Origin of the sequence: Streptomyces sp. NPDC048142, from assembly GCF_043202835.1 — a bacterium.
Lineage (GTDB): Bacteria > Actinomycetota > Actinomycetes > Streptomycetales > Streptomycetaceae > Streptomyces.
Window position 1 is genome coordinate 246,992 of record NZ_JBIDBC010000009.1, and the last position, 22,863, is coordinate 269,854.

Below are 22,863 nucleotides of genomic sequence, written 5' to 3' on the forward strand. Positions count from 1 at the left end.
GTACCTTTCGGTACGCATGAGGCCCGGCACCCCCGTCGCGGGGGCGCCGGGCCTCGGTGCGTTCCGGCTCACGCAGGGACGGGACGGTACGGGACCGACCGCGGCTCATGGCATGGCTGCCCGTACGAGCTGGGCGGCCGGACACGGGAGAGGCGGAGCCACCCCCGTATCGAGCCGACCCCGTACCAAGCACCCCCGTACCGAGCCGACCCCGTACCAAGCACCCCCGTACCCAGCACCCCCGTACCGCGCACCGCCGTACCGCATCCCCGTGCCGCCGCACCCCCCGTATCACCGCACCTGGCACGGCGAACCGGCTACTGCGGGCCGTACTTGCGCCCCGTCCGCGAGGTGACCCCGCCGAGCAGGCCCCGCGGGGCGACCTTGACCAGGCCCATCAGCGCCTTGTAGCGCGGGTCCGGGATCGACAGCGTCTTCCCCCGGGCCAGATCCGTCAGCGCCGCGGACACCAGCTTGTCCGCGTCGAGCCACAGCCAGCCCGGGATGTTGTCCGTGCCCATCCCGGCCCGCTCGTGGAACTCCGTCCGCACGAACCCGGGGCACAGCGCCATCAGCCGCACCCCCGACCCGCCCAGATCCCGCGCCGCGCCCTGGGTGAACTGCACGACCCACGCCTTGGACGCCCCGTACGTACCGCGCGGCACGAACGCCGCGACGGACGCCACGTTGACCACCGCGCCCCGGCCCCGCTCCTTCATTCCGGTGGTGGCCGCCGAGGTCAGCCGCAGCACGGCCTCGCAGTGCACCTTCAGCATGGTCAGCTCATCGGCCATGGACACCTCCAGGAAGCGCCCCTTGTTGCCGAACCCGGCGTTGTTGACCAGCAGATCGACCGGGTGTCTGCGCTCCGCGAGCCGCTTCTCGACCGACTCGATCCCGTCGTCCGTGGACAGGTCGGCGCTCAGCACCTCGGCCTCGATGCCGTGCCGGTCGTGCAGTTCGGTGGCCTGCTCGCGCAGCCGTGCGGTGTCCCGCGCCACCAGCACCAGGTTGTGTCCCTGGGCCGCGAGCCGCCGCGCGAACGCGGCCCCGATACCCGCCGTCGCGCCTGTGATCAGTGCAGTCGTCATACGCGGCACGTTAGTGCCCCGCGTGGTCCGGCGGCTCACCCGCCCGCTGCCCCTTCTCCACGACCACGACCACGACCAGGAACCCGCCCGTCATCCCGTCAGGGCGCGTCCCGTCAGGTCCCGTCACGGCGCCTCGGGGGCGAAGGACAGCATGCGGGCCTCGCGCACGGGCTGGTGGTTCTCGTCGCCGCTCACGTGCGTCGACGTCAGGACGAGCCGCCCGTCGACATAGGCCGTGTGCGCCGCGAACATTTCGTATTCGTACGGGGCGGTCGCCACCGGGTGCTTCACGACGTCCGTCTCCGTGCCCGCGCCGCGCGGACCCATGACGAAGGTCCGGCCGGGGCGGCGTGAGGTGGCCGCCTCGTAAACGCGCATGGCCTTGCCGTCCTCCGCGCGGAGCGGATACAGCATGCGCAGCTCATCGGACTTGACCCCCCACAGGAACTTCCCGGTCTTCACGTCGTACGCGCCCACCTGGTCGGTGCCGCCCAGCATGATGAGGCCCTTGCCGACCCCGGTGCCCCGGCAGGGCTGGATGTTTCCGCCCGACCCGTCTCCGGCGCACTCCTCGAAACCCTTGTCCCGGGCGTCGAAGGTGACGCGGTGTTCGCCCCCGGGGTCCAGGACCGTGATCCGCCAGTCGCTCGCGCTGTCCTCGTTGTTGTAGGTGGTGAAGACGACCGGGTCCATGGAGATCAGGCTGCCGAAGCTCCAGCCGGTCTTCATCCGGTAGCGCCACAGGACCTTGCCGGTGCGCGGGTCGAGCTCGCGCACCTGGCCGTAGTTCTTGCTCCGGTCGATGGCGATCATGCAGTTGGAGCTGACCAGCAGCCGGGCGACGCCGCCCGCCACGTCGCGGGGGACGCACTTGCCCTTGTGTTCCCGGGGGACCTCGTAGAGCTTGCTCCCGTCGTCCATCCGGTAGGTGATGGCCTGCATGTTCCGGGCGACGGCCAGGGTGTCGCCGCTGATGGCGCTGTAGACGATGAACGTGTTGTCCCGGTCACCGGGTTCGTCGAGCTCCTTGTGCCACCCCTGCTCCCCGGTCTTCAGGTCGATCATCCGCATCTGGTTGCACTGGTTGCCCCGCTCGTTGTCCGGCCTCTCGTGATGGAAGACCACGACCCTGCCGTCGGGCGTCGGGTTGGCCGGGGTCTCGCACACGGCGGAGGGCAGCGTCACGTTCCAGACCTCGGCGCCGTCCGAGAGGCGGTAGGCCGTGACCTTCCGGTGCAGGGCCTGGACGGCGGTGTCACCGACGATCCACAGGTCGTGCACCCGGTTGATCTGCTTGGGCAGGTCGGTCCTGTCGTCGACGATCCACGCCGCCGCCTCGCCCGGCTTCCGCGCCGCCCGGACCTCCTCCGTCGTCGGGATGTGGCTCAGCTCCGGGCCGCCCGCCGCGGGGGTACCGGACGGGGACGCGGACCCGGAGGGGCCGGGCGACTCCTTCGCCACGGGCTTCGCGGGCCCGTCCCGCCACCGGTCGGTGAGGGCGTACACCCCTCCTGCCACGACCACCAGCACCAGCGCGACGACCGCGGCGACGACCGGGGCCCGGCCGAAGCGCCGGCGACGCGGCGGCGGCGGTGGCGGTGGCGGCGGCGGCGGTCCGTAGCCGCCACCGGAGGCGTACGGGTTGCCGGGAACGGGCTGCTGCGGCGGGCCCGGGGTGTACCAGGGCTGCTGCGGGTCGGGCATGGTCTTCCCCCTGAGACGTGCCACTCGGCTCGAAGACTGCTCATCGGGCGCAGGTCACTGGTGGTGGACGCACCGCGCACCGGTCCAGTTCCCGTCAGCCCTGGCGCGCGACGTACTCCCGTGCCGTGCGCAGCGCCTCGGGGTGCAGCGCCTCCCCGGCGGCCAGCAGTGCGGGCAGCAGGGTGCGTTCGGTCGTCACGGCCCGGAACTGCAGGGCGGCGGTGACCTCGTGGTCCGGCCGGTGCACGATCTCGATCGTGTCCCCGGCGCGGACCGTGCCCGGCTCGATCACCCGCAGATACGCGCCGGTGGCGCCCTGCCGGGTGAACCGCCGGACCCACCCCGCCTCCCCGAGATGGTGGGCGAAGGTCCGGCACGGAATGCGTCCCGAGGTCACCTCCAGCACCAGGTCCGCCCCCACCCGCCAGCGCTCGCCGATCCGCGCGCCGCTGACGTCGAGGCCCAGCGTCGTGAAGTTCTCGCCGAACACCCCGTTGGCCAGCTTCCGGCCGCCCAGCTCCCGCTCCCAGACGTCCAGCTCCTCCCGGGCGAAGGCGTACACCGCCTGGTCGCTGCCGCCGTGATGACGCAGGTCGCACACCGTGTCCCCGGCCAGCCCGCTGCCGCCGACGCCCTTGGGGCCGGGGTCGAGGACCGCCACGGGCGACTCCACCGGTCGCTTGTCGATCCCGGTGAGGCCACCGGGGCCGTCGGTCCGCGGGGAGTGGCCGGGTCGGCCGATGTTCACGGTCAGCAGCTTCATACGGTCACGCTAACCGGCTGCCCCCGCTCCCGCCGCCCTCAAAGTGGCATGCGATTAATTCGCCTGGCATCCAAGAATTTCTTATAGTGGAGGAGTGATCGAAGCCCGCCACCTCCGTGTCCTGCGCGCCGTGTCCACCACCGGCTCGTTCTCCGCCGCCGCCCGCGAACTCGGCTGCACCCAGCCCGCCGTCAGCCAGCAGATGAAGGCCCTGGAAGCCTCCGCGGGCACCACGCTGCTGATCCGCACCGGCCGCGAGATGCGCCTCACCCAGGCCGGCGAGGCGCTGGTGCGGCACGCGTCCGGCATCCTCGCGGGGCTGACCGCCGCGGAGGAGGAGGTCGCCGCCATCGCCGGACTGCGGGCCGGCCGGGTCCGGCTGGTCTCCTTCCCCAGCGGCAGCTCCACTCTGGTCCCGGGGGCACTGGCCGCGCTGCGCGCCGAACACCCCGGCACCCGGGTGTCACTCGTCGAGGCCGAGCCGCCGCGCTCGGTGGACCTGCTGCGCGAGGGCGACTGCGACATCGCGCTGGCCTTCCGTTACGGGGCGACCGGCGGTGAATGGGACGACCTGGTGGTCCGGCCGCTGCTCACCGACCGGCTGATCGGTCTGGTCCCGGAGGGGCACCGGCTGGCCGGGGCGTCGAGCCTGTCCATCGGCGAGCTGGCCGAGGAGTCGTGGATCGCGGGCTGCCCGCGCTGCCGCCGGCAGCTGGTCGAGGTCTGCGAGGAGTCCGGCTTCACCCCCCGCATCGACTTCGCCACCGACGACTACCCGGCGGTGATGGGCCTCGTCGGGGCCGATCTCGGGGTGGCGGTGCTGCCGGAGCTGGCCGTCGAGTCGGTACGCCCCAAGGGGGCCAGGGCCGTGCCGGTCGAGCCCGCGATCGAGCGGGAGATCGTTGCCCTGACCCTGCCGGACCTGGCCCGGGTCCCGGCGGTGGCGGCCACCCTGGACCAGCTGTCGCGAACGGCCGCCCGCTGAGAGACCGCGCGGGGCCGCGGCGCCCGCCGGGCCCCGCGGCCCACGGGCGGTGAGGGGTCCGGTCCCGCTGCGGCCGGTCGCGGGCCGGATGGCTGAAGTTGTCGAAGAAACGTTTCTGCGTTCAGGTGTGGCGTACGGGTGTCAGGTGGCGCCGGGGCCGGTGGCGGGGGCTCCGGAGGGCGCCGCGCCGATCAGCCGGGTTCGGGCCCGGCCCATCAGCTCTTCGCGCTCGTCCTCCGTCAGGCCGCCCCACACTCCGTAGGGCTCCCGTACGGCCAGGGCGTGCGCCGCGCACTCGGCCCGTACCGGGCAGCGCATGCACACCTCCTTGGCGGAGGCCTCGCGGGCGCTCCGGGCCGCGCCGCGCTCACCCTCCGGGTGGAAGAACAGGGAGCTGTCCACGCCTCGGCAGGCGGCGAGCAGCTGCCAGTCCCACAGGTCTGCGTTGGGTCCGGGAAGGCGGGAGAAATCTGCCATTGCTTGTCCCCTCGGAGCTGTGCTGAGTCGGAAGCGGCATCCTCGACCGTCTGTGACCGACGGTCTGCAGACCGTCTGTGATCGACGGCCTGCTGTGATCGGACCGTCTGTGATCGGTGTGACCGAAGTCTCGACCGTACATCTACGGTGCTAGTAGATGTAAATATGACTGATTGCGAATCTAGCCACAGACACCCTCAAAAGGGAAGAAATAGTGCTGAACAGGGCACGCCAACGGGTGAAGATCCGGTTGACGGGTGAATCACCCGTGCCGTTCTTCTCCGTGCACGGCCCCTCACGTAGAGTGCCGAACCCGGCCGCCCGACCCGTAACTCTTTCGAGTGACCGTCGTTAAGGGAACGGATGCGGTTGACGGATATCCGGCTCGGGCGCATGTCCGAGGGGGTCAACCGCACAGGTGACGACTTGTATCAGCCTGGAGGCTCAAGGTGACGCGCATCAGCTGCGGAGGACGGTCATGACATCCGTCCTCGTCTGCGACGACTCCCCGCTTGCCCGAGAAGCGCTCCGCCGTGCGGTGGCCACCGTGCCCGGCGTCGAGCGCGTGACGACGGCGGCCAACGGCGAGGAAGTCCTCCGCCGCTGGGGTGCCGATCGTTCGGATCTGATTCTGATGGACGTACGCATGCCCGGTCTGGGAGGTGTGGAGACCGTCCGGCGGCTGCTCTCCGCCGACCCCGGGGCCCGGATCATCATGCTGACCGTCGCCGAGGACCTGGACGGCGTCGCGCTCGCGGTCGCCGCCGGGGCCCGCGGCTATCTGCACAAGGACGCCTCGCGCGCCGAGCTGCGGGCCACCGTCACCCAGGCGCTGGCCGACCCGACGTGGCGGCTCGCCCCGCGCCGGCTGCGGTCCGCCGAGATGGGGGCGGCCCCCACGCTCACCGCGCGGGAGATCCAGGTGCTCGAAGGCATGAGCCACGGCCGTTCCAACGCGGAGATCGGCCGTGAGCTGTTCCTCTCCGAGGACACGGTCAAGACCCACGCACGGCGCCTGTTCAAGAAGCTCGGGGCCTCGGACCGCGCCCATGCGGTGGCCCTCGGATTCCGCTGGGGCCTGGTCCGCTGACGACCGGACCGGGCCGCGCCCCGTCCGCAGACCGGCGGACGGGGACACGGAGCGGGCCACCGGCCACACCCCGTATCCGGGCGCCGCTCAGCGGTGCCATGTGACGCTTCCCGGCCGATGACGCATCCTTGAGTCGTGGAGTTCCTCAGGAACGATTCGGTCGAGCGGAAGGGGAGGGCGCAGGACATGACATCCGGCGCACCCGCTCATAACGCTTCGGTGCACAACTCGGGACGCGGTGGAGCGGACCGGACGGCAGCAGGGCACCATGGTCCGATGCGCGACGACGAAACCACGGTGATCGGTGCCCTCGTGCACCGGGCCGTCGACGGCGACGCGCAGGCCACCCATGATCTGCTGGCCCACGTCCACCCCCTTGCCCTGCGCTATTGCCGCTCCCGGCTGAACCGGCTCCCCGGTGATGCTCGCCACTTCGTGGAGGACCTGGCGCAGGAGGTCTGCGTCGCGGTGCTGATGGCGCTGCCGCGCTACAAGGACACCGGCCGGCCCTTCGAGGCCTTCGTCTTCGCGATCGCCGGCCACAAGGTCGCCGACCTCCAGCGCGCCGCGATGCGCCATCCGGGGTCGACCGCCGTCCCCTCCGACGAGATGCCGGAACGGCCCGACGACTCCCTCGGCCCGGAGGAGCGCGCCCTGCTCAGCAGCGATGCCGCCTGGGCGAAGAAGCTCCTGGCCAACCTCCCGGACAACCAGCGCGAGCTGCTCGTCCTGCGGGTCGCGGTCGGGCTGACCGCGGAGGAGACCGGCCAGATGCTCGGGATGTCCCCGGGGGCGGTCCGGGTCGCCCAGCACCGCGCGCTCAGCAGGCTCCGGGCACTCGCCGAGCAGTAGGCACACCCGCGCCGGCCCGGTCGGAAGCTCTGCCGGAGGCCCTGTGGGAAGCTACAGAACAGCCAAGTGATCTTGATCGTGGAATGAGACACCCGTGGAGCCCGTTAGCATGGACATCCGCACCGATCAAGGCCATTTGGGGAAGGTGTCATGACTGCAAACGTCGACGGAGTGCCCGAGAAGTTCGCGACGCTCGGGCTGACCTACGACGACGTGCTGCTGTTGCCCGGCGCGTCCGAGGTTCTGCCCAACATGGTCGACACCTCGTCGCTCATCTCGCGCAACGTACGGGTGAACATCCCCCTGCTGTCCGCCGCCATGGACAAGGTGACCGAGGCCCGGATGGCCATCGCCATGGCCCGCCAGGGCGGCGTCGGCGTGCTGCACCGCAATCTCTCGGTCGAGGACCAGGTCAACCAGGTCGACCTGGTCAAGCGCTCCGAGTCCGGCATGGTCACCGACCCGATCACCGTGCACCCCGACGCCACGCTCGGCGAGGCGGACGCGCTCTGCGCGAAGTTCCGCATCAGCGGCGTACCGGTCACCGACCCCGCGGGCAAGCTGCTGGGCATCGTCACCAACCGTGACATGGCCTTCGAGTCGGACCGCTCGCGCCAGGTGCGCGAGGTCATGACGCCGATGCCGCTGGTCACCGGGAGGGTCGGGATCTCCGGCGTGGAGGCCATGGAGCTGCTGCGCCGCCACAAGATCGAGAAGCTGCCGCTGGTCGACGAGGCCGGCATCCTCAAGGGCCTCATCACGGTCAAGGACTTCAAGAAGGCCGAGCAGTACCCGAACGCCGCCAAGGACCACGAAGGCCGTCTCCTGGTCGGCGCGGCCGTCGGCGCGAGCCCCGAGGCGCTGGACCGTGCGCAGGCACTCGCGTCCGCCGGGGTCGACTTCCTGATCGTCGACACCTCCCACGGACACAACAGCAACGCCCTCGACTGGATGGCGAAGATCAAGTCGAGCGTCGGCGTGGACGTCATCGGCGGCAACGTCGCCACCCGCGACGGCGCCCAGGCGCTGATCGACGCCGGTGTCGACGGCGTGAAGGTCGGCGTCGGACCCGGCTCGATCTGCACCACCCGCGTGGTCGCCGGCATCGGCGTCCCGCAGGTCACCGCGATCTACGAGGCCGCGCTCGCCGCGCGTGCCGCGGGCGTCCCGGTCATCGGCGACGGCGGCCTCCAGTACAGCGGTGACATCGGCAAGGCGCTTGCCGCGGGCGCGGACAGCGTGATGCTGGGCAGCCTCCTCGCGGGCTGCGAGGAGTCCCCGGGCGAGCTGATGTTCATCAACGGCAAGCAGTTCAAGTCGTACCGCGGCATGGGCTCGCTGGGCGCGATGCAGTCCCGCGGACAGGGCCGGTCCTACTCCAAGGACCGCTACTTCCAGGCCGAGGTGTCCTCGGACGACAAGCTCGTCCCCGAGGGCATCGAGGGCCAGGTGCCCTACCGCGGCCCGCTGGCCAACGTCCTCCACCAGCTCGTCGGCGGCCTCCGCCAGACCATGGGCTACGTCGGCGCCGCGTCCGTCGACCAGATGGAGAGCAAGGGCCGCTTCGTCCGGATCACCTCGGCGGGCCTCAAGGAGAGCCACCCGCACGACATCCAGATGACGGTCGAAGCGCCGAACTACAGCAGGAAGTAACGCATCGGCGCAGGTGAGGGGCGGACCGGAGTTCCCGGTACCGCCCCCAGGGCGTGTCCGGCGGATCCTGACCGGGCCCGCGGCGTCTGGCACTTCCCCAAGCTCTCGGCTTTGCTCGAGCAGGGGAGGCCCCATCCCTCGCGGCGTTGCCGAAACACCCGAATCGCTCCGCGATGAGGATGCTCCGGCGCCTTGCGATGCACCGCACCAGACGCCGCGGCCTGTCCGGTCCTGATCCGCCGGACACGCCCTCCCCGCGTGTCGGGGATACTGGTCAGCGCAGACGTAGAGGGAAAGGCCACACATCGTGACTGAGATCGAGATCGGGCGCGGCAAGCGCGGCCGCCGGGCTTACGCATTCGACGACATCGCTGTCGTTCCGAGCCGCCGCACCCGGGACCCGAAGGAGGTCTCGATCGCCTGGCAGATCGACGCCTACCGTTTCGAGCTGCCGTTCCTGGCCGCTCCCATGGACTCCGTGGTCTCGCCGCAGCACGCCATCCGGATCGGCGAGCTCGGCGGCCTGGGCGTGCTGAACCTGGAAGGCCTGTGGACCCGGCACGCCGACCCGCAGCCGCTGCTGGACGAGATCGCCGAGATGCCGGTCGAGTCCGCGACCCGCCGGCTCCAGGAGATCTACTCGGCCCCCATCCAGGAGGAGCTGATCGGGCAGCGCATCAAGGAGGTGCGCGACTCCGGTGTCATCACCGCCGCCGCGCTCTCCCCGCAGCGCACCGCCCAGTTCTCCAAGGCGGTCGTCGACGCGGGCGTCGACATCTTCGTCATCCGCGGCACGACGGTCTCCGCCGAGCACGTCTCGGGCGCGGCCGAGCCGCTGAACCTGAAGCAGTTCATCTACGAGCTGGACGTCCCGGTCATCGTCGGCGGCTGCGCCACGTACACCGCCGCCCTGCACCTGATGCGGACCGGCGCGGCCGGTGTCCTCGTCGGCTTCGGCGGCGGCGCCGCGCACACCACGCGCAACGTCTTCGGCATCCAGGTCCCGATGGCCACCGCCGTCGCGGACGTCGCCGGGGCCCGCCGCGACTACATGGACGAGTCCGGCGGCCGGTACGTCCACGTCATCGCCGACGGCGGCGTCGGCTGGTCCGGCGACCTGCCGAAGGCCATCGCCTGTGGTGCGGACGCCGTGATGATGGGCTCCCCGCTGGCCCGTGCGACGGACGCGCCGGGCCGCGGCCGCCACTGGGGCATGGAGGCCGTCCACGAGGACGTGCCGCGCGGCAAGCTGGTCGACCTCGGCTCGGTCGGGACGACGGAGGAGGTCCTCACCGGTCCTTCGCACACCCCGGACGGCTCGATGAACATCTTCGGGGCCCTGCGCCGCGCGATGGCCACCACCGGCTACAGCGACCTCAAGGAGTTCCAGCGCGTCGAGGTGACGGTGGCGGACTCGCAGCACCGCCGCTGACCGGATACGTACGCGAAAGGGCCCGGACCGTGTCGTCGTGACGGTCCGGGCCCTTCCGTATGGTTCCGCGGGCGTCAGCCGGCCTTCTTGGCGCCACCGACGGCGGCGGCCGCGGCGAGGGCGAGGAAGAGGTAGGTCATGAAGTCGGCCTCTTGCGACCAGGCCTCCGTCACGGTGCCGAAGTGGTCGCCGACGACCTCGGAGAAGGGGATCTGCGCCAGGTCGGAGAGCACCATCGAGATGCCGATGAGCTGGCCGAGGTAGACGGCGCCGATCGAGAAGACCGCCGACGCCGCGATGACCGCCGGGCTGGAGCCGCCGAGCTTGCTCGCCGCGAAGCCGACCAGGAAGCCGACGCCGACCGCCGCGTAGCCGACCTCGCGCTCGATGGAGCCCGCGATCACGCCGTACAGGATGCCCGCGACGACGGCCGCGCCCAGGGCGACCAGCACGCCGAGCAGGATGTTGTTGCGGGCCGGGGGCGCCGGGGCGAAGGGCGCGCCGCCGCCGAACGGGGCGCCCTGGCCCGGCTGCTGGCCCCCGAACGGGTTGCCGGTCGGCGCCGGAGGCTGCTGGCCGTACGGGGCGCCGCCCGGGGCGGGAGGCTGCTGGCCGTAGGGGGCACCGCCCGGGGCCGGGGGCTGCTGGCCGTACGGGTTGCCGCCCGGGGCCGGGGGCTGCTGGCCCGGCTGGCCGGCGTACGGGTTGCCGTCGACAGGCTGGCCGCCGTACGGCTGCTGGGGCTGGTTCGGCGGCTGCACGGGCTGACTCACGGTGGGGCTCCCCCTGGGACGGGCTGCGCACGACTGTGCGAGATCGCACGACTGTGCGCTCTGTGACGCCGCAGAGTAGCAGGACCCTCCGTGAACGGTCACCGACAATCTTTCGACGCCCCGTCACGTCTCAGAGCCGGTGCGCGGCCCCCGCCGGAGTGGCCCCCCGGGTGTCCAGGAGCAGTTGGGCCTTCACCGCGAGGCCCTGGAGGTCGTAGGTGCGGTGTTGCTGGAGCAGTACGGTCAGGTCGGCGGCGGCCGCCGCCTCGTACAGCGAGTCGGCGCGCGGGACGGGGCGTTCGCGCACCCGCCAGTCCAGGACGTGCGGGTCGTGGTAGCCGATCTGGGCGCCCATGTCCATCAGCCGGGTGGCGATCTCCCGGGCGGGGGCGGCCTCCTGGTCGGCGCTGTCCGGCTTGTAGGTGACGCCGAGCAGCAGCACGCGCGCGCCCCGGACGGACTTGCCGTGCTCGTTCAGGAGGGTGGCGCAGCGCTGGATGACGTAACTGGGCATCCGGTCGTTGATCTCCTGCGCCAGCGAGACCATCCGCAGCGGGTGTCCGGGGGTGCGGGTGCTGTAGGGCAGGCAGCCCGGGTCCACCGGGACGCCGTGTCCGCCGACGCCGGGTCCCGGGCGGAAGGGCTGGAATCCGAACGGCTTGGTCTCGGCGCACCGGATGACGTCCCAGAGGTCGACGCCGAGGTCGTGGCAGAGCACCGCCATCTCGTTGACCAGCGCGATGTTGACGTGCCGGAAGTTGGTCTCCAGGACCTTCGTCATCTCCGCCTCGCGCGGCCCGCGGGCCCGTACGACCTTGTCGGTGAGACGTCCGTAGAAGGCGGCGGCCGACTCGGTGCAGGCGGGGGTGAGGCCGCCGATGACCTTGGGTGTGTTGGCCAGGACGTGGGTGCGGTTGCCGGGGTCGAGCCGGCTCGGGGAGCAGGCGAGGTGGAAGTCGCGTCCGGCGACGAGCCCCGAGCCCTCTTCGAGCAGGGGGCGCAGGACGTTCTCGGTGGTGCCGGGCGGCACGGCGGATTCCAGCAGCACGGTGGTGTGCGGGCGGAGCCGGGCCGCCAGCGCGCGGGCGGCGTCGCCGAGCGCGGTGAGGTCGACCGACCGGTCGGGGCCGAGCGGGGTGGGGGAGCAGATCACGGCGGTACGGACCCGGCCCAGCTCGGCGGCGTTGGTGGTGGGCCGGAAGCCGCCGGAGAGCATACGGCGGATCTCGGACGCTGTGAGGGTGCCCTCGACGGGGCTGCGGCCCGCTCCGAGCTCCGCGTAGGGGCGTGGGTCCGGGTCGTAGCCGACGGTGTCGATTCCGGCGGTCACGGCGGCCTGGGCGAGGGGCAGGCCGAGGTGACCGAGTCCGATGACGGCGAGGTCTGCGGGCATACAGAAGCCCCCCTAAGAGCGGAGAGAGAAGATCGCAACTGCTGTGGACAGTGCAATGTCAGACTAGGCGTAAATATGACCTATATGTCGCATTGCGTGGCTCCGGTCGCCCGGGTGTTGTCCACAGGCGGTGGCTGAACTCGGGGAGCGCGGACAGAATCGAGGGGTGGACACGGGCGGCCGGCCCCTCGGCCGGCTGGCACTCCCGTGTCCGACCACCCCGATCCACCGGGAGGCAGCAGTGAGGACAGCGACACTGGGACCCGCCGAGCGCACCGTCGCGCTCGCCGCCATGGCCGAGCGCGAACTGGACGTGCTGGTCGTGGGGGCGGGCGTGGTCGGCGCGGGCACGGCGCTGGACGCCGCCACCAGGGGCCTCTCGACCGGGCTGGTCGAGGCGCGCGACTGGGCGTCCGGCACATCGAGCAGGTCGAGCAAGCTGATCCACGGCGGCCTGCGCTATCTGGAGATGCTCGACTTCGCCCTGGTCCGGGAGGCGCTCAAGGAGCGCGGGCTGCTCCTGGAACGGCTCGCCCCGCACCTGGTGAAGCCCGTGCCCTTCCTCTACCCCTTGCAGCACAAGGGCTGGGAGCGGCTCTACGCCGGTTCCGGCGTCGCGCTGTACGACGCGATGTCGGTCTCCTCCGGCCACGGCCGCGGTCTCCCCGTCCACCGCCACCTCTCCCGCAAGCACGCCCTGCGGGTCGCCCCCGCGCTGAAGAAGGACGCCCTGGTCGGCGCCCTCCAGTACTACGACGCCCAGATGGACGACGCCCGCTTCGTCACCGAGCTGGTGCGCACCGCCGCGTCCTACGGGGCTCAGGTGGCGAACCGGGCCCGGGTGACCGGCTTCCTCCGCGAGGGCGAGCGGGTCGTGGGCGCGCTCGTCAGGGACGTCGAGGGCGGCGCGGAGTACGAGGTCCGGGCCAAGCAGGTGGTCAACGCGACCGGTGTGTGGACCGACGACACCCAGGGGCTCATCGGCGAGCGCGGGCAGTTCCACGTCCGGGCCTCCAAGGGCATCCACCTGGTCGTCCCCAAGGACCGCATCCACTCCTCGACCGGCCTCATCCTGCGCACCGAGAAGTCCGTCCTCTTCGTCATCCCCTGGGGCCGGCACTGGATCATCGGCACCACGGACACCGACTGGGACCTGGACAAGGCCCACCCGGCCGCCTCCAGCGCCGATATCGACTATCTCCTCCAGCACGTCAACTCCGTCCTGAGCACCCCGCTGACCAGGGACGACGTCCAGGGCGTCTACGCCGGACTGCGACCGCTGCTGGCCGGCGAGTCGGACGCCACGAGCAAGCTGTCGCGCGAGCACACGGTGGCCCATCCCGCCCCCGGCCTGGTTGTCGTGGCGGGCGGCAAGTACACGACGTACCGGGTCATGGCCAAGGACGCGGTGGACGAGGCGGTGCACGGACTCGACCAGCGGGTCGCCGCCTGCGTCACCGAGGACACCCCGCTGCTGGGGGCCGAGGGATACAAGGCCCTGTGGAACGCGCGCGCCCGGATCGCGGCGCGGGCCGGACTCCATGTCGCCCGGGTGGAGCATCTGCTCAACCGGTACGGCTCAATGACGGAGGAAATTCTGGAACTGATCCTCGCCGACCCCACCCTGGGCGAACCCCTGCCCGCCGCCGACGACTATCTGCGCGCCGAGATCGTCTACGCGGCCTCCCACGAGGGCGCCCGCCATCTGGACGACGTGCTGACCCGGCGCACCCGGATCTCCATCGAGACCTTCGACCGGGGCACCCGCAGCGCCCGGCTCTGCGCGGAGCTGATGGCGCCGGTGCTGGGCTGGGACGAGGGGCGGATCGACCGGGAGGTCCAGCACTACGAGAAGCGGGTGGAGGCCGAACGCGAATCGCAGCGGCAGCCCGACGACCTCACGGCGGACGCGGCGCGGCTCGGCGCACCGGACATCGTGCCGAACTAAGGGCTGTCCCGTCATGTGCCCCGAGCGGCGGGCACCGCCTGTTCGCCCCGGGCCAGTTGGGCTCCGCCGGCCCGGGGGAGCGGCGGGGGCCGCCCGGACCGGCCTGGACGGGAGGCCGGGTTGGTAGGAGGCTGTGGGGGCTTCCCTCTTCGGACCGCGGCGCGGCGGACCCCGGACCCGGCACCAGGACCGGTCCCGGGGTGAGGGACAATGAACGCTCTGCCAGGGCGGGTTGATCGCAGAGGGGACGCATGTCGGAGGCGGAGCAGGCACGGGAGCCCCAACGGGACACGAACGGTCGTCTCCTCGCGGGGCGCTACCGGCTCGGCGAGGTGCTCGGCCGGGGCGGCATGGGTACGGTCTGGCGCGCCGACGACGAGACGCTCGGCCGCACGGTCGCGGTCAAGGAACTGCGGTTCCCCTCGGCGATCGACGAGGACGAGAAGCGCCGGCTGATCACGCGCACCCTGCGTGAGGCCAAGGCGATCGCACGGATCCGCAACAACAGCGCGGTGACCGTCTACGACGTGGTCGACGAGGACGACCGTCCGTGGATCGTCATGGAGCTGATCGAGGGCAAGTCCCTCGCCGAGGCGATCCGTGAGGACGGCACGCTGACGCCGAAGCGGGCGGCCGAGGTCGGGCTCGCCATCCTCGACGTGCTGCGCTCGGCGCACCGCGAGGGCATCCTGCACCGCGACGTGAAGCCGTCCAACGTGCTGATCGCCGAGGACGGGCGCGTCGTGCTCACCGACTTCGGCATCGCCCAGGTCGAGGGCGACCCGTCGGTCACCTCCACCGGCATGCTCGTCGGCGCCCCCTCGTACATCTCGCCGGAGCGGGCCCGTGGTCACAAGCCGGGCCCGCCCGCCGACCTGTGGTCGCTCGGCGGACTGCTGTACGCGAGCGTCGAGGGCAGCCCGCCCTACGACAAGGGCTCGGCCATCGCCACCCTGACGGCCGTGATGACCGAACCGCTCGACCCGCCGAAGAACGCCGGTCCACTCGCCGAGGTCATCTACGGGCTGCTCGTCCGGGACCCCGAACAGCGCCTCGACGACGCCGGGGCGCGGGCGTTGCTCAACGACGTCATCAGCGCCCCCGACGTACCCGAGCCGGCCCCCGCGGACTCCACCCGGATCATGGCGCTGCCGCCGACGCCCGCCGCCGACCCCCTCGCCAAGCGGACGCCGAAGCAGCCCAGGACTCCGAAGCCGCCGAAGCCGCCGAAGCAGTCCACCGGTTCGGGCGAGTCCGGCGAGGGCGCCCGCGACCGGCTGCGCGGAGCCCTGCGCTCCGTGCGCAACGCGAAGACCCCGGCCCTGGCGGCGGGAGTCGCCGCAGGCGCGGCCGCGGCGGCGAGCTCTCCGGCCGCCGCTGCCACCGGCTCGCCCGCCGCCCCGCCCAAGCCGCCGTCGCCCCCCGGGGCCTTCGCCCCGGGCGCGAAGTCCGGAGTGGCCGCGGCGTCCGCCCCGGCGACAGCCCCCGCGTCCCCGGCGGCCGCGAAGGGAGCCGCAGCGGCCCCCGTCGGCGCCCCGAAGTCCGCGGCGGCGAGTGCTTCCGTACCTGGGCAGCGCCCGCCGTCCTCGCCCGCGTCCACGCGCGCCTCGATCACCGACGTGGTGCCCCGCCGCACCCTCGCGATCATCGCGGCCGTCGTCGCGCTGGCCATCCTCGGCACGGTCCTCGCACTCACCCTCGGCGGCGGCGACGCGGACCAGGGCGCCAAGGGCGACACCGCCGCGTCGGCCGGAGCCTCGGCAGGCGGCACCGACGACAAGGGCGACGACACGGGCGGCGGTTCGGCCGACGGGCAGGGCGACGGCCAGAAGGAGGGCCAGGGCACGGAGGACGGCCGGGCCTCGGAGGACCCGTCCGGCGACGACGCCGAGGACCCGAAGACCGACGACCCCAAGGGCGACGAGCCGGCCGGGGGCGACGCCCTGCCCGCCGGCTACGAGATGGTCACCGACACCCGGTTCCACTTCACCATGGCGATGCCCGGGGACTTCAAGCGCACGGCCATAGCGGGCGCCAACTCCGGCGGCATCTACAACGCCGGGCGGGGCAGCTTCCCCCGGGTCCAGGTCGACTTCAACAGCTCGCCCAAGGACGACGCGGTCGCCGCCTGGCGCGGGGCCGTCGCGAGCGCCAAGGTCCTCAGCGACGACTACAAGCACGTCAGCATAAAGAAGGTCGAGTACAACGGCTATCCGACCGTCGCGGACTGGACGTTCGAACGCAACCACAACGGCGTCCGGGTCCGGGTGCTCAACCGCGGTTTCAAGGTGGACGCCAAGCGCGGCTACTCCATCATGATCAGCTGCAAGGTGGACGAGTGGGACGGCGACGAGTGCCGGACGCTGCGCGAAACGGCGTTCGCCACCTTCACCCCCACGGACTGAGCAGCGGGCACGCCTACGGTCTGACCAGCGGGCGCGCGCACGGGCTGAGCGGCGGGCACGCCCGTGGACCGGCGGGAGTGAAACGTTTGTGCGGGCCGGGTTGGCACGACCCGGCCCGTCGGCCCGTGTTGCCACGTATCGTAAGAGGCCAGGGACCGTACGCAGCCGGAACAGCAGGTCAATTGCCCATCAAATGACCGTAACTGACGGATACGTGCACTCTGTTGGCCGGGGGAACAGCGCGCTCTGGGGAGGCGTCGTGGACGACTACGCGGGTCGGGTGCTTGCCGACCGCTACCGCCTTCCCCTGCCTCCGTCCGACGGGTACGAACTGGTCGAGACCCGGGCGTTCGACACATACAGCGGTCAGGAAGTCCTGGTCCGCCAGGTGCCGTTGCCGGAGATCGTGGACGCGGAGGTGCTCGACGCCGACGGGCGGCCCTCGGCGTCCGGCCGCGCCACCGGGCGGGCGGTCCGCCGCAGCACGGACCCCGCGGTCCGGCGGGCGATCGAGGCCGCGCAGGCCGCCGCCCAGGTGCCCGACCACCCCCGGCTCGACCAGGTCTTCGACGTGTTCGCCGAGGCGGGTTCGCTGTGGATAGTGAGCGAGTTCGTCGCGGCCCGCCCGCTCGCCGCCCTCCTCGCGGAACGGCCCCTCAACCCCTACCGGGCCGCCGAGATCGGCTCCGACGTGCTCACCGCCCTGCGGGTGCTGCACGCCCACGGCTGGACCCATCGCAACATCACCGTGCGCACGGTCCTGGTGTGCGACGACGGCCGCGTCATGCTCACCGGCCTCGCGGCAGGTGCCGCCGAGGAGGCGCTCTGCGGGTACGCCCCCGAACCGCAGCCCGACACCGATCCGATGGCCGCCCCCACCACGTACGGCATTCCGGCCGTCGATCCCGCGCCGCCGAGGGAGCTCGGCGGCACGTTCCCGCTCCCGCCGGGCAGGAGCGACGCGCACGCGGATGCGGAGTACGCGGCGGTCGAGAGCCACGCGACCATCGAGAGCCACGAGAGCCACGAGAGCCACGAGAGCCACGAGAGCCACGAGAGCGTCGAGAGCGTCGAAGAGTTCGCGGCGGTCGAGAGCTACGCGGCCGTCGAGGAGTACGCGGACGTCCAGGAGGACGTCGGCTACGGGAGGGGCGACAGCGGCGAGGGGCGCGAGAGCCGTGAGGGCTGGGAGATTCCCGTTCCGCCGCTGCCGCAGGGGTACGCGCCGCGCCGGGACGACGACCGGTACGACCGGCCGCCGGGCCGGGAGGCCGAATCCGTCCCGGGGCCCCGGGACGACGGCCAGGAGATCGTCCCGCGCCCCGCCGCCCCCGCCGTCCCGTACACCGCCGTACCGCCCCCCGCCGAGCCGGGCGCCGCGAGCGCCGCCCAGCTGCGGACCGCCCGCGCCGGAGCCATCGCCGCCTACCGGGCGGGCGCGCGGGCCGCCGCCCGGGTCACCGAGGACCAGCAGCAGGCCGACCGCACTCCGGCCGACCTCACGAAGTCGCCGCCGGAAGGCCGGGGAGCCGCCCCGTACACCGACACCGGCACGGACGTCGACACCACGGGCACGGGCACGGGCGCAGGCACCAACGGCCCTCTCCCCGCAGCCGGAACCGGCACCGACGTCGGCAGCAACGCCGACGCGGACGCCGAAACCGGTGTCCTCCCCTTCCAGCGCCCGGCCCCCCTCGCCCCCGCCCCGGACGCCCCCGTGGCCCCCCGGCTGACCGCTCCCTGGGGCAGCCCCGCCGAGGACCCCTACGACGACGAGGACGACGAGGACGACGAGGACGACGAAGAGGGCCCCCGTCCGCCCGGTCGCCGCGTCCACCTCGCGGGGACCTGGGACGACGGGCCCGGTGCGGGGCGGCCCGTCTCCGCGGGCGGCTCCGGCGAGGACGCGCTGCGCGCCGATTCCCGGCGGCCCGGCCCGCCGGTCCCCGCGCCCGGGCAGCTCGCCCGCACCGCGCCGCCCCCGGACGGGCGGGCCGCCTCCCGGGCCTGGGAGGACGCCGTGGCGGGCGGCGGCGAACCCGCCGTCTACCGCGGCCCCGCCACCCCGCTCGCCGCCGAACGCGCCCGCCAGGCCCGGATCGTCGTCGTCGGAGCCGTCACCGAGCGCTGGGCCCCCGAGCAGGCGGGCCCGGTCCACGACAACTGGCAGCTCGCGCCCCCGATCGGCCCCTCCACCGACCTGTGGGCGCTCGGCGCGCTGCTCTACCGCGCCGTCCAGGGCCACGCCCCCTACCCCGAGGAGAACGCGGCCGAGCTCGTCCAGATGGTGTGCGGCGAGCCGCCCGCCTTCGCGGAGGAGTGCGGCCCGCTGCGGCCCGTCGTCGAGTCGCTGCTGCGCCAGGACCCCACGGAGCGGCCGGACTTCGAGGAGCTGCGCGGCTGGCTGCGCTCGTTGGTGCGCTCCGCGCCGGAGCCGGAGGCGGGCGCCGATGTCGTGACGCTGCCCGCGCCCGACGCCACCCGGCTCCCCGTCGTACGCCGCAGGGGCGAGCTGGTCCGCCGGCGTTGGGGCCGTTTCGGCTCCGGCACGGCGCACGGCCGGCACCGCCAGGGGAAGCGTCAGCAGCCGCCGAAGCAACGCGGCGGCAGCTCGCGGGACCGGCAGGAGTCACTGCTGCCGCCCGACCGGTCCGTGCGGATGCCCGTGGAGGCCTGGGAATCGGATCGCCCGGTCCGCGCACCGCGTGCGCCCAAGGGCCCCCGGGTGCTGCGGGAACCGCAGCGCCGGAGCGAGGGATCGTCCTCCCCGCGCAGTCTGGGCCGGCTGCTGCTCATCCTCATCCTGTTGCTGATGGCCGCCGCCGTCGCGTACGCGGTGATGTTCCTGCCGAAGCAGGAGCCGGGCGGGGACAGCGGCGCGCAGGGTTCGCCCGCCGGTTCCGCCGCACCGCCCGCGGCCTCGGGGGAGCCCACGCCGTCCGCCTCGGCGGACGGGTCCGCCGGGCCCGGGTCCCAGCAGCCGCAGACCAGCCGGTCCGCCGTCGCGCTCGCCCCCGGCTACGCGCTCCGCAAGGACGCGGAGGGCTTCGAGGTCGGCGTACCGAAGGACTGGCAGCGCAGCCCCGCCAACGCGGACCGTCAGATCCGCTACGGCAGCGACGGGTTCACCCTGCTCGTGGTGCCCGGCCGGGACACGGTGGAGGCGGGCGGCAGCGATCCACTGGACTACCAGCGGGACAAGGAGCCCGAGCTCCAGCCGTTCCGGGACTCCAGCTGGTCCTCCTCGTCCGGGCTGCGCCGGGTCGACGTCGGCCGGCAGGCCATGGCCGAGGGGCAGTTCACCTGGCAGGAGAGCGGTGGCCGCGAGGTGTTCGTCCGTAATCTCGCCATGATCGTCGACGGCAGGTACCACGTCATCCAGGTCATCGGGCCCGAGAGCGACCGGGACCGGGTGACCGAGATCTACGAGCAGGCCATCGCCTCCTACCGGGTCGACGCCTGACCCTCCGGCCCCCTCCCGGGCAGGGCTGACCGCACGTCATCGCGATCGTCCCGCACCGGGCGTTGTGCGGTGTGGACAACCATCACAGTGCGGTCTCGTGGGCGATCCCCGGTTCCGCCTTCCCGCTCCGCCTCCGTAATCTGGCTGAGGGCTGTCCCGTCATCCCTGGCGGATCAGCGCGCGGCGTCGGATGCGGTGCATCGCGAGGCGGAGGGACGTCCGCGTACTGGATGTATTCGGGCGTTCCGACAACGCGGCGAGGTGCCGCAGCTGTCGTCGTGCGCCCGCCGGGGATTGCGGGACAGCCCTTGGCCGAGGAACGGGGCGGGGACATCACGTGGATCGATCACAGGGCGCGGACGCGGGACTGGTGCTGGCGGGGCGCTACCGGCTGGGCGACGTCCTCGGCCGGGGCGGCATGGGCAAGGTCTGGCGCGCCCACGACGAAGTGCTGCACCGCACCGTCGCCGTCAAGGAGTTGACCGCCGGGCTGTACGTCGCCGAGGCCGACCGGCTCGTCCTGCACGCCCGGACGCAGAAGGAGGCGCGGGCGGCGGCCCGCATCACCCACCCCGGCGTCGTCACCGTCCACGACGTGATCGAGTACGACCACCGCCCCTGGATCGTCATGCAGTACGTCGACGGGCCCTCGCTCGCCGACGCCGCCAAGGAGAGCGGAGAGATCGCCCCGCGCGAGGCGGCCCGCATCGGGCTGCACGTGCTGAGCGCCCTGCGCGCCGCCCACAAGGCCGGGGTGCTGCACCGTGACGTCAAGCCCGGCAACGTCCTGCTGGCGCGCGACGGGCAGGTGCTCCTGACCGACTTCGGGATCGCCGCGATCGAGGGCGACTCCACCATCACCCGTACCGGCGAACTGGTCGGCTCCATCGACTACCTGGCGCCGGAACGGGTACGCGGCGGCGACCCGGGACCGGCCTCCGACCTCTGGTCGCTGGGCGCGACGCTGTACACGGCGGTCGAGGGGACCTCCCCGTTCCGCCGTACGTCCCCGATCTCCACCATGCAGGCCGTCGTCACCGAGGAGCCGCCCGCCCCGGTCAACGCCGGTCCGCTCGGCGCCGTGATCACCGCGCTGCTCCGCAAGGACCCGGCCGACCGGCCCACGGCCGCCGAGGCCGAGCAGATGCTGCTGGCCGCCATGGAGGGCCGCGAACCCCGTGCGGCCCAGGCGCACGTGCCGACCCAGCGCCTCCCCGAGGACGCCCGGTACGCCTACCAGGACGCGAACGGCCCCGGTGGTGCGAACGGATTCAACGGCTCCGACGGTGCCACCGCCCGGCTGCCCGGAACGGCCCCGGACACGACCGCGCCGCCCGCCCCCGGCCCGGACGGCACCGCCCCGGTCACCGGCCCCGCCTCCGCCCCGGTGACCCGGCGCGCCGGATCCCGGTGGCGCACGGTGCTCGTCGTGGTCGTCGCCGCGGCCGTCCTCGGGGGCGCGGCCGGGCTGTTCGCGATGAAGTACGGGGACGGCTCGGACGCCCCCGGCGGCACGAGCGGCGGCAGGGCCGCGGGCAGCACGCCGTCCGCGACACCGACCACCCCGGATGCCGTCGTCCCCGCGCAGGGGATGACGGAGATACCCGACGGCTGGCACCGGGTCGAGGACCCGGCGGGGTTCAGCCTGGTCGTGCCGAAGGACTGGGCACGGCGGACAGAGGACGGCCAGATCGACTACACACCGGACGGCGGGGTCCACCGGATACGCATCAGCGTCGACCCGGACCCGGACTTCGACCATCCGTATCTGCACATGCGGAACATGGAGAGGCAGCTCTCCGAGCGGCTGCCGGGCTATCAGCGGATCGGGATGGAGAAGAACACCTTCCGCGACCGGCCGGGCGCCCTCTGGGAGTTCACCTGGAACGAGACCAACAACCACGCGGGGCCCCGGCACGGGATCGACCAGATGTACTACGGCGGGCCCGGTGGCCCCGAGTACGCCCTGTATCTGACCGCCCCGCAGGACGGCTGGGAGGCCAGCCGGGAGAAGTTCGCCATCATGCTGCGCAGTTGGAGCGCCCCGAAGACGCAGTAGTGAGCGTCCCGAGGGCACGGCAGGAAGCATCCCGAAGACGCCGTGGGGGTGCGCCGTCCGGCGAGCGCCCCGGACGGCAAGCCGTGGACCGTCATGGAGCTGCTGCGCGGCCCGTCGCTCGGCGGCCGACTCCAGGAGGGCGCCCTGGACCCGCGCGAGGCGGCCAGGATCGGCCTCGTGGTCCTCGACGCCCTGATGGCCGCCCACGCGATCGGCATCCTGCACCGGGACGTCAAGCCGGACAACGTCATGCTCGGCACCGGCGACCGGGTCGTCCTCACCGACTTCGGGATCGCCCAGGTCGAGGGCGAGCAGCAGCTCACCGAGACCGGCGCGTTCGGCGGCCCGCCCGAGTACATCTCGCCGGAGCGGGTCCTCGGGCAGCGCCCCGGACCCGAGTCGGATCTGTGGTCGCTGGGCGTCCTGCTGAGCACCGAATACACCTCCTACGCCTCGTCCGGCGACGATCCGGTGCGCTACCGCTTCCGGGAACTGCTGATTCCCGGTGAGGAGAAGAGCGGCCCCTGCTGGCATGCGCGGGTGCGGATGCCCGCGAAGGCGCAGGCATCGAAGGACGGTGACGTGATCTTCACCGAGGTCACCGGGGGGCTGAAGATCCACGGTTCCTGAGCTTAAAATTTAACCTTTGTGAGCTTTCAGGTGATTACGTTCGGTGATGCTCTCGGGGCGTTTGGTCGTCTTGCCCACGTTGTGACGGGTGGCGGGGTGGCGGTTCTTCGAGCCAACTGGGCGACCTGGTCCCGGTGTTGAGTGT

15 protein-coding genes and 1 pseudogene are annotated in these 22,863 nt (G+C 72.6%); 10 read left to right on the top strand and 6 right to left on the bottom strand.

What is annotated here, in order from left to right; translation table 11 throughout:
- Nucleotides 1–317 precede the first annotated feature (317 nt).
- The 3 genes from ACGF2Y_RS15240 to ACGF2Y_RS15250 form a co-directional block, all read right to left on the bottom strand.
- Entirely contained in the window at nt 318–1,091 is a 774-nt protein-coding gene (locus tag ACGF2Y_RS15240) for an SDR family NAD(P)-dependent oxidoreductase (RefSeq protein WP_392946729.1), read from the bottom strand.
- 123 nt (nt 1,092–1,214) lie between these two features.
- Nucleotides 1,215–2,795, bottom strand: a complete 1,581-nt coding sequence (locus ACGF2Y_RS15245) for a PQQ-binding-like beta-propeller repeat protein (protein WP_392946732.1) — start codon at nt 2,793–2,795, stop codon at nt 1,215–1,217.
- 94 nt (nt 2,796–2,889) lie between these two features.
- Nucleotides 2,890–3,558 (bottom strand): MOSC domain-containing protein, encoded by a 669-nt coding sequence (locus ACGF2Y_RS15250; RefSeq protein WP_392946734.1) that lies wholly within the window; start codon nt 3,556–3,558, stop codon nt 2,890–2,892.
- A 94-nt stretch (nt 3,559–3,652) separates the two neighbouring features.
- Here ACGF2Y_RS15250 and ACGF2Y_RS15255 point away from each other — a divergent pair, with 94 nt between their 5' ends.
- Nucleotides 3,653–4,543, top strand: coding sequence for a LysR family transcriptional regulator (locus ACGF2Y_RS15255; RefSeq protein ID WP_392946737.1), 891 nt, complete (start codon nt 3,653–3,655; stop codon nt 4,541–4,543).
- A gap of 141 nt (nt 4,544–4,684) precedes the next feature.
- Here ACGF2Y_RS15255 and ACGF2Y_RS15260 read toward each other — a convergent pair whose 3' ends face one another.
- Complete coding sequence (locus ACGF2Y_RS15260; RefSeq protein ID WP_392946738.1) at nt 4,685–5,020, bottom strand: WhiB family transcriptional regulator; 336 nt, start codon at nt 5,018–5,020, stop codon at nt 4,685–4,687.
- 478 nt (nt 5,021–5,498) lie between these two features.
- On the opposite strand from ACGF2Y_RS15260, the gene ACGF2Y_RS15265 reads away from it, so the two are divergent.
- From ACGF2Y_RS15265 to ACGF2Y_RS15280, 4 genes are all read left to right on the top strand, one after another.
- Nucleotides 5,499–6,110 (top strand): response regulator transcription factor, encoded by a 612-nt coding sequence (locus tag ACGF2Y_RS15265; RefSeq protein WP_003948568.1) that lies wholly within the window; start codon nt 5,499–5,501, stop codon nt 6,108–6,110.
- A 276-nt stretch (nt 6,111–6,386) separates the two neighbouring features.
- Nucleotides 6,387–6,962, top strand: a complete 576-nt coding sequence (locus ACGF2Y_RS15270; RefSeq protein ID WP_018960265.1) for a sigma-70 family RNA polymerase sigma factor — start codon at nt 6,387–6,389, stop codon at nt 6,960–6,962.
- 150 nt (nt 6,963–7,112) lie between these two features.
- Nucleotides 7,113–8,615, top strand: a complete 1,503-nt coding sequence (guaB, locus tag ACGF2Y_RS15275) for an IMP dehydrogenase (RefSeq protein WP_392946741.1) — start codon at nt 7,113–7,115, stop codon at nt 8,613–8,615.
- Between the two features lie 307 nt (nt 8,616–8,922).
- Complete coding sequence (locus ACGF2Y_RS15280) at nt 8,923–10,047, top strand: GuaB3 family IMP dehydrogenase-related protein (protein ID WP_392946744.1); 1,125 nt, start codon at nt 8,923–8,925, stop codon at nt 10,045–10,047.
- 74 nt (nt 10,048–10,121) lie between these two features.
- On the opposite strand, the gene ACGF2Y_RS15285 is transcribed toward ACGF2Y_RS15280, so the two are convergent.
- The gene (locus tag ACGF2Y_RS15285; RefSeq protein ID WP_392946747.1) at nt 10,122–10,820 is read right to left on the bottom strand and encodes a hypothetical protein; all 699 of its coding nucleotides are present in this window, start codon (nt 10,818–10,820) and stop codon (nt 10,122–10,124) included.
- 130 nt (nt 10,821–10,950) lie between these two features.
- Entirely contained in the window at nt 10,951–12,213 is a 1,263-nt protein-coding gene (locus ACGF2Y_RS15290) for a nucleotide sugar dehydrogenase (RefSeq protein WP_392946748.1), read from the bottom strand.
- Nucleotides 12,214–12,454: 241 nt separating this feature from the next.
- Between ACGF2Y_RS15290 and ACGF2Y_RS15295 the strand changes: the two genes are divergently transcribed.
- The 5 genes and pseudogenes from ACGF2Y_RS15295 to ACGF2Y_RS15315 all read left to right on the top strand — a co-directional run.
- Complete coding sequence (locus tag ACGF2Y_RS15295; protein ID WP_392946750.1) at nt 12,455–14,161, top strand: glycerol-3-phosphate dehydrogenase/oxidase; 1,707 nt, start codon at nt 12,455–12,457, stop codon at nt 14,159–14,161.
- Nucleotides 14,162–14,412: 251 nt separating this feature from the next.
- A complete protein-coding gene (locus ACGF2Y_RS15300) occupies nt 14,413–16,566 on the top strand; it encodes a serine/threonine-protein kinase (RefSeq protein ID WP_392946753.1) in 2,154 nt (717 codons plus the stop codon).
- 259 nt (nt 16,567–16,825) lie between these two features.
- Entirely contained in the window at nt 16,826–20,029 is a 3,204-nt protein-coding gene (locus ACGF2Y_RS15305; RefSeq protein ID WP_392946754.1) for a protein kinase, read from the top strand.
- A 337-nt stretch (nt 20,030–20,366) separates the two neighbouring features.
- Entirely contained in the window at nt 20,367–22,088 is a 1,722-nt protein-coding gene (locus ACGF2Y_RS15310) for a protein kinase (RefSeq protein WP_392946756.1), read from the top strand.
- A gap of 72 nt (nt 22,089–22,160) precedes the next feature.
- Nucleotides 22,161–22,517: pseudogene (locus ACGF2Y_RS15315) on the top strand (serine/threonine-protein kinase); the annotation flags it as partial.
- Nucleotides 22,518–22,863: the final 346 nt, after the last annotated feature.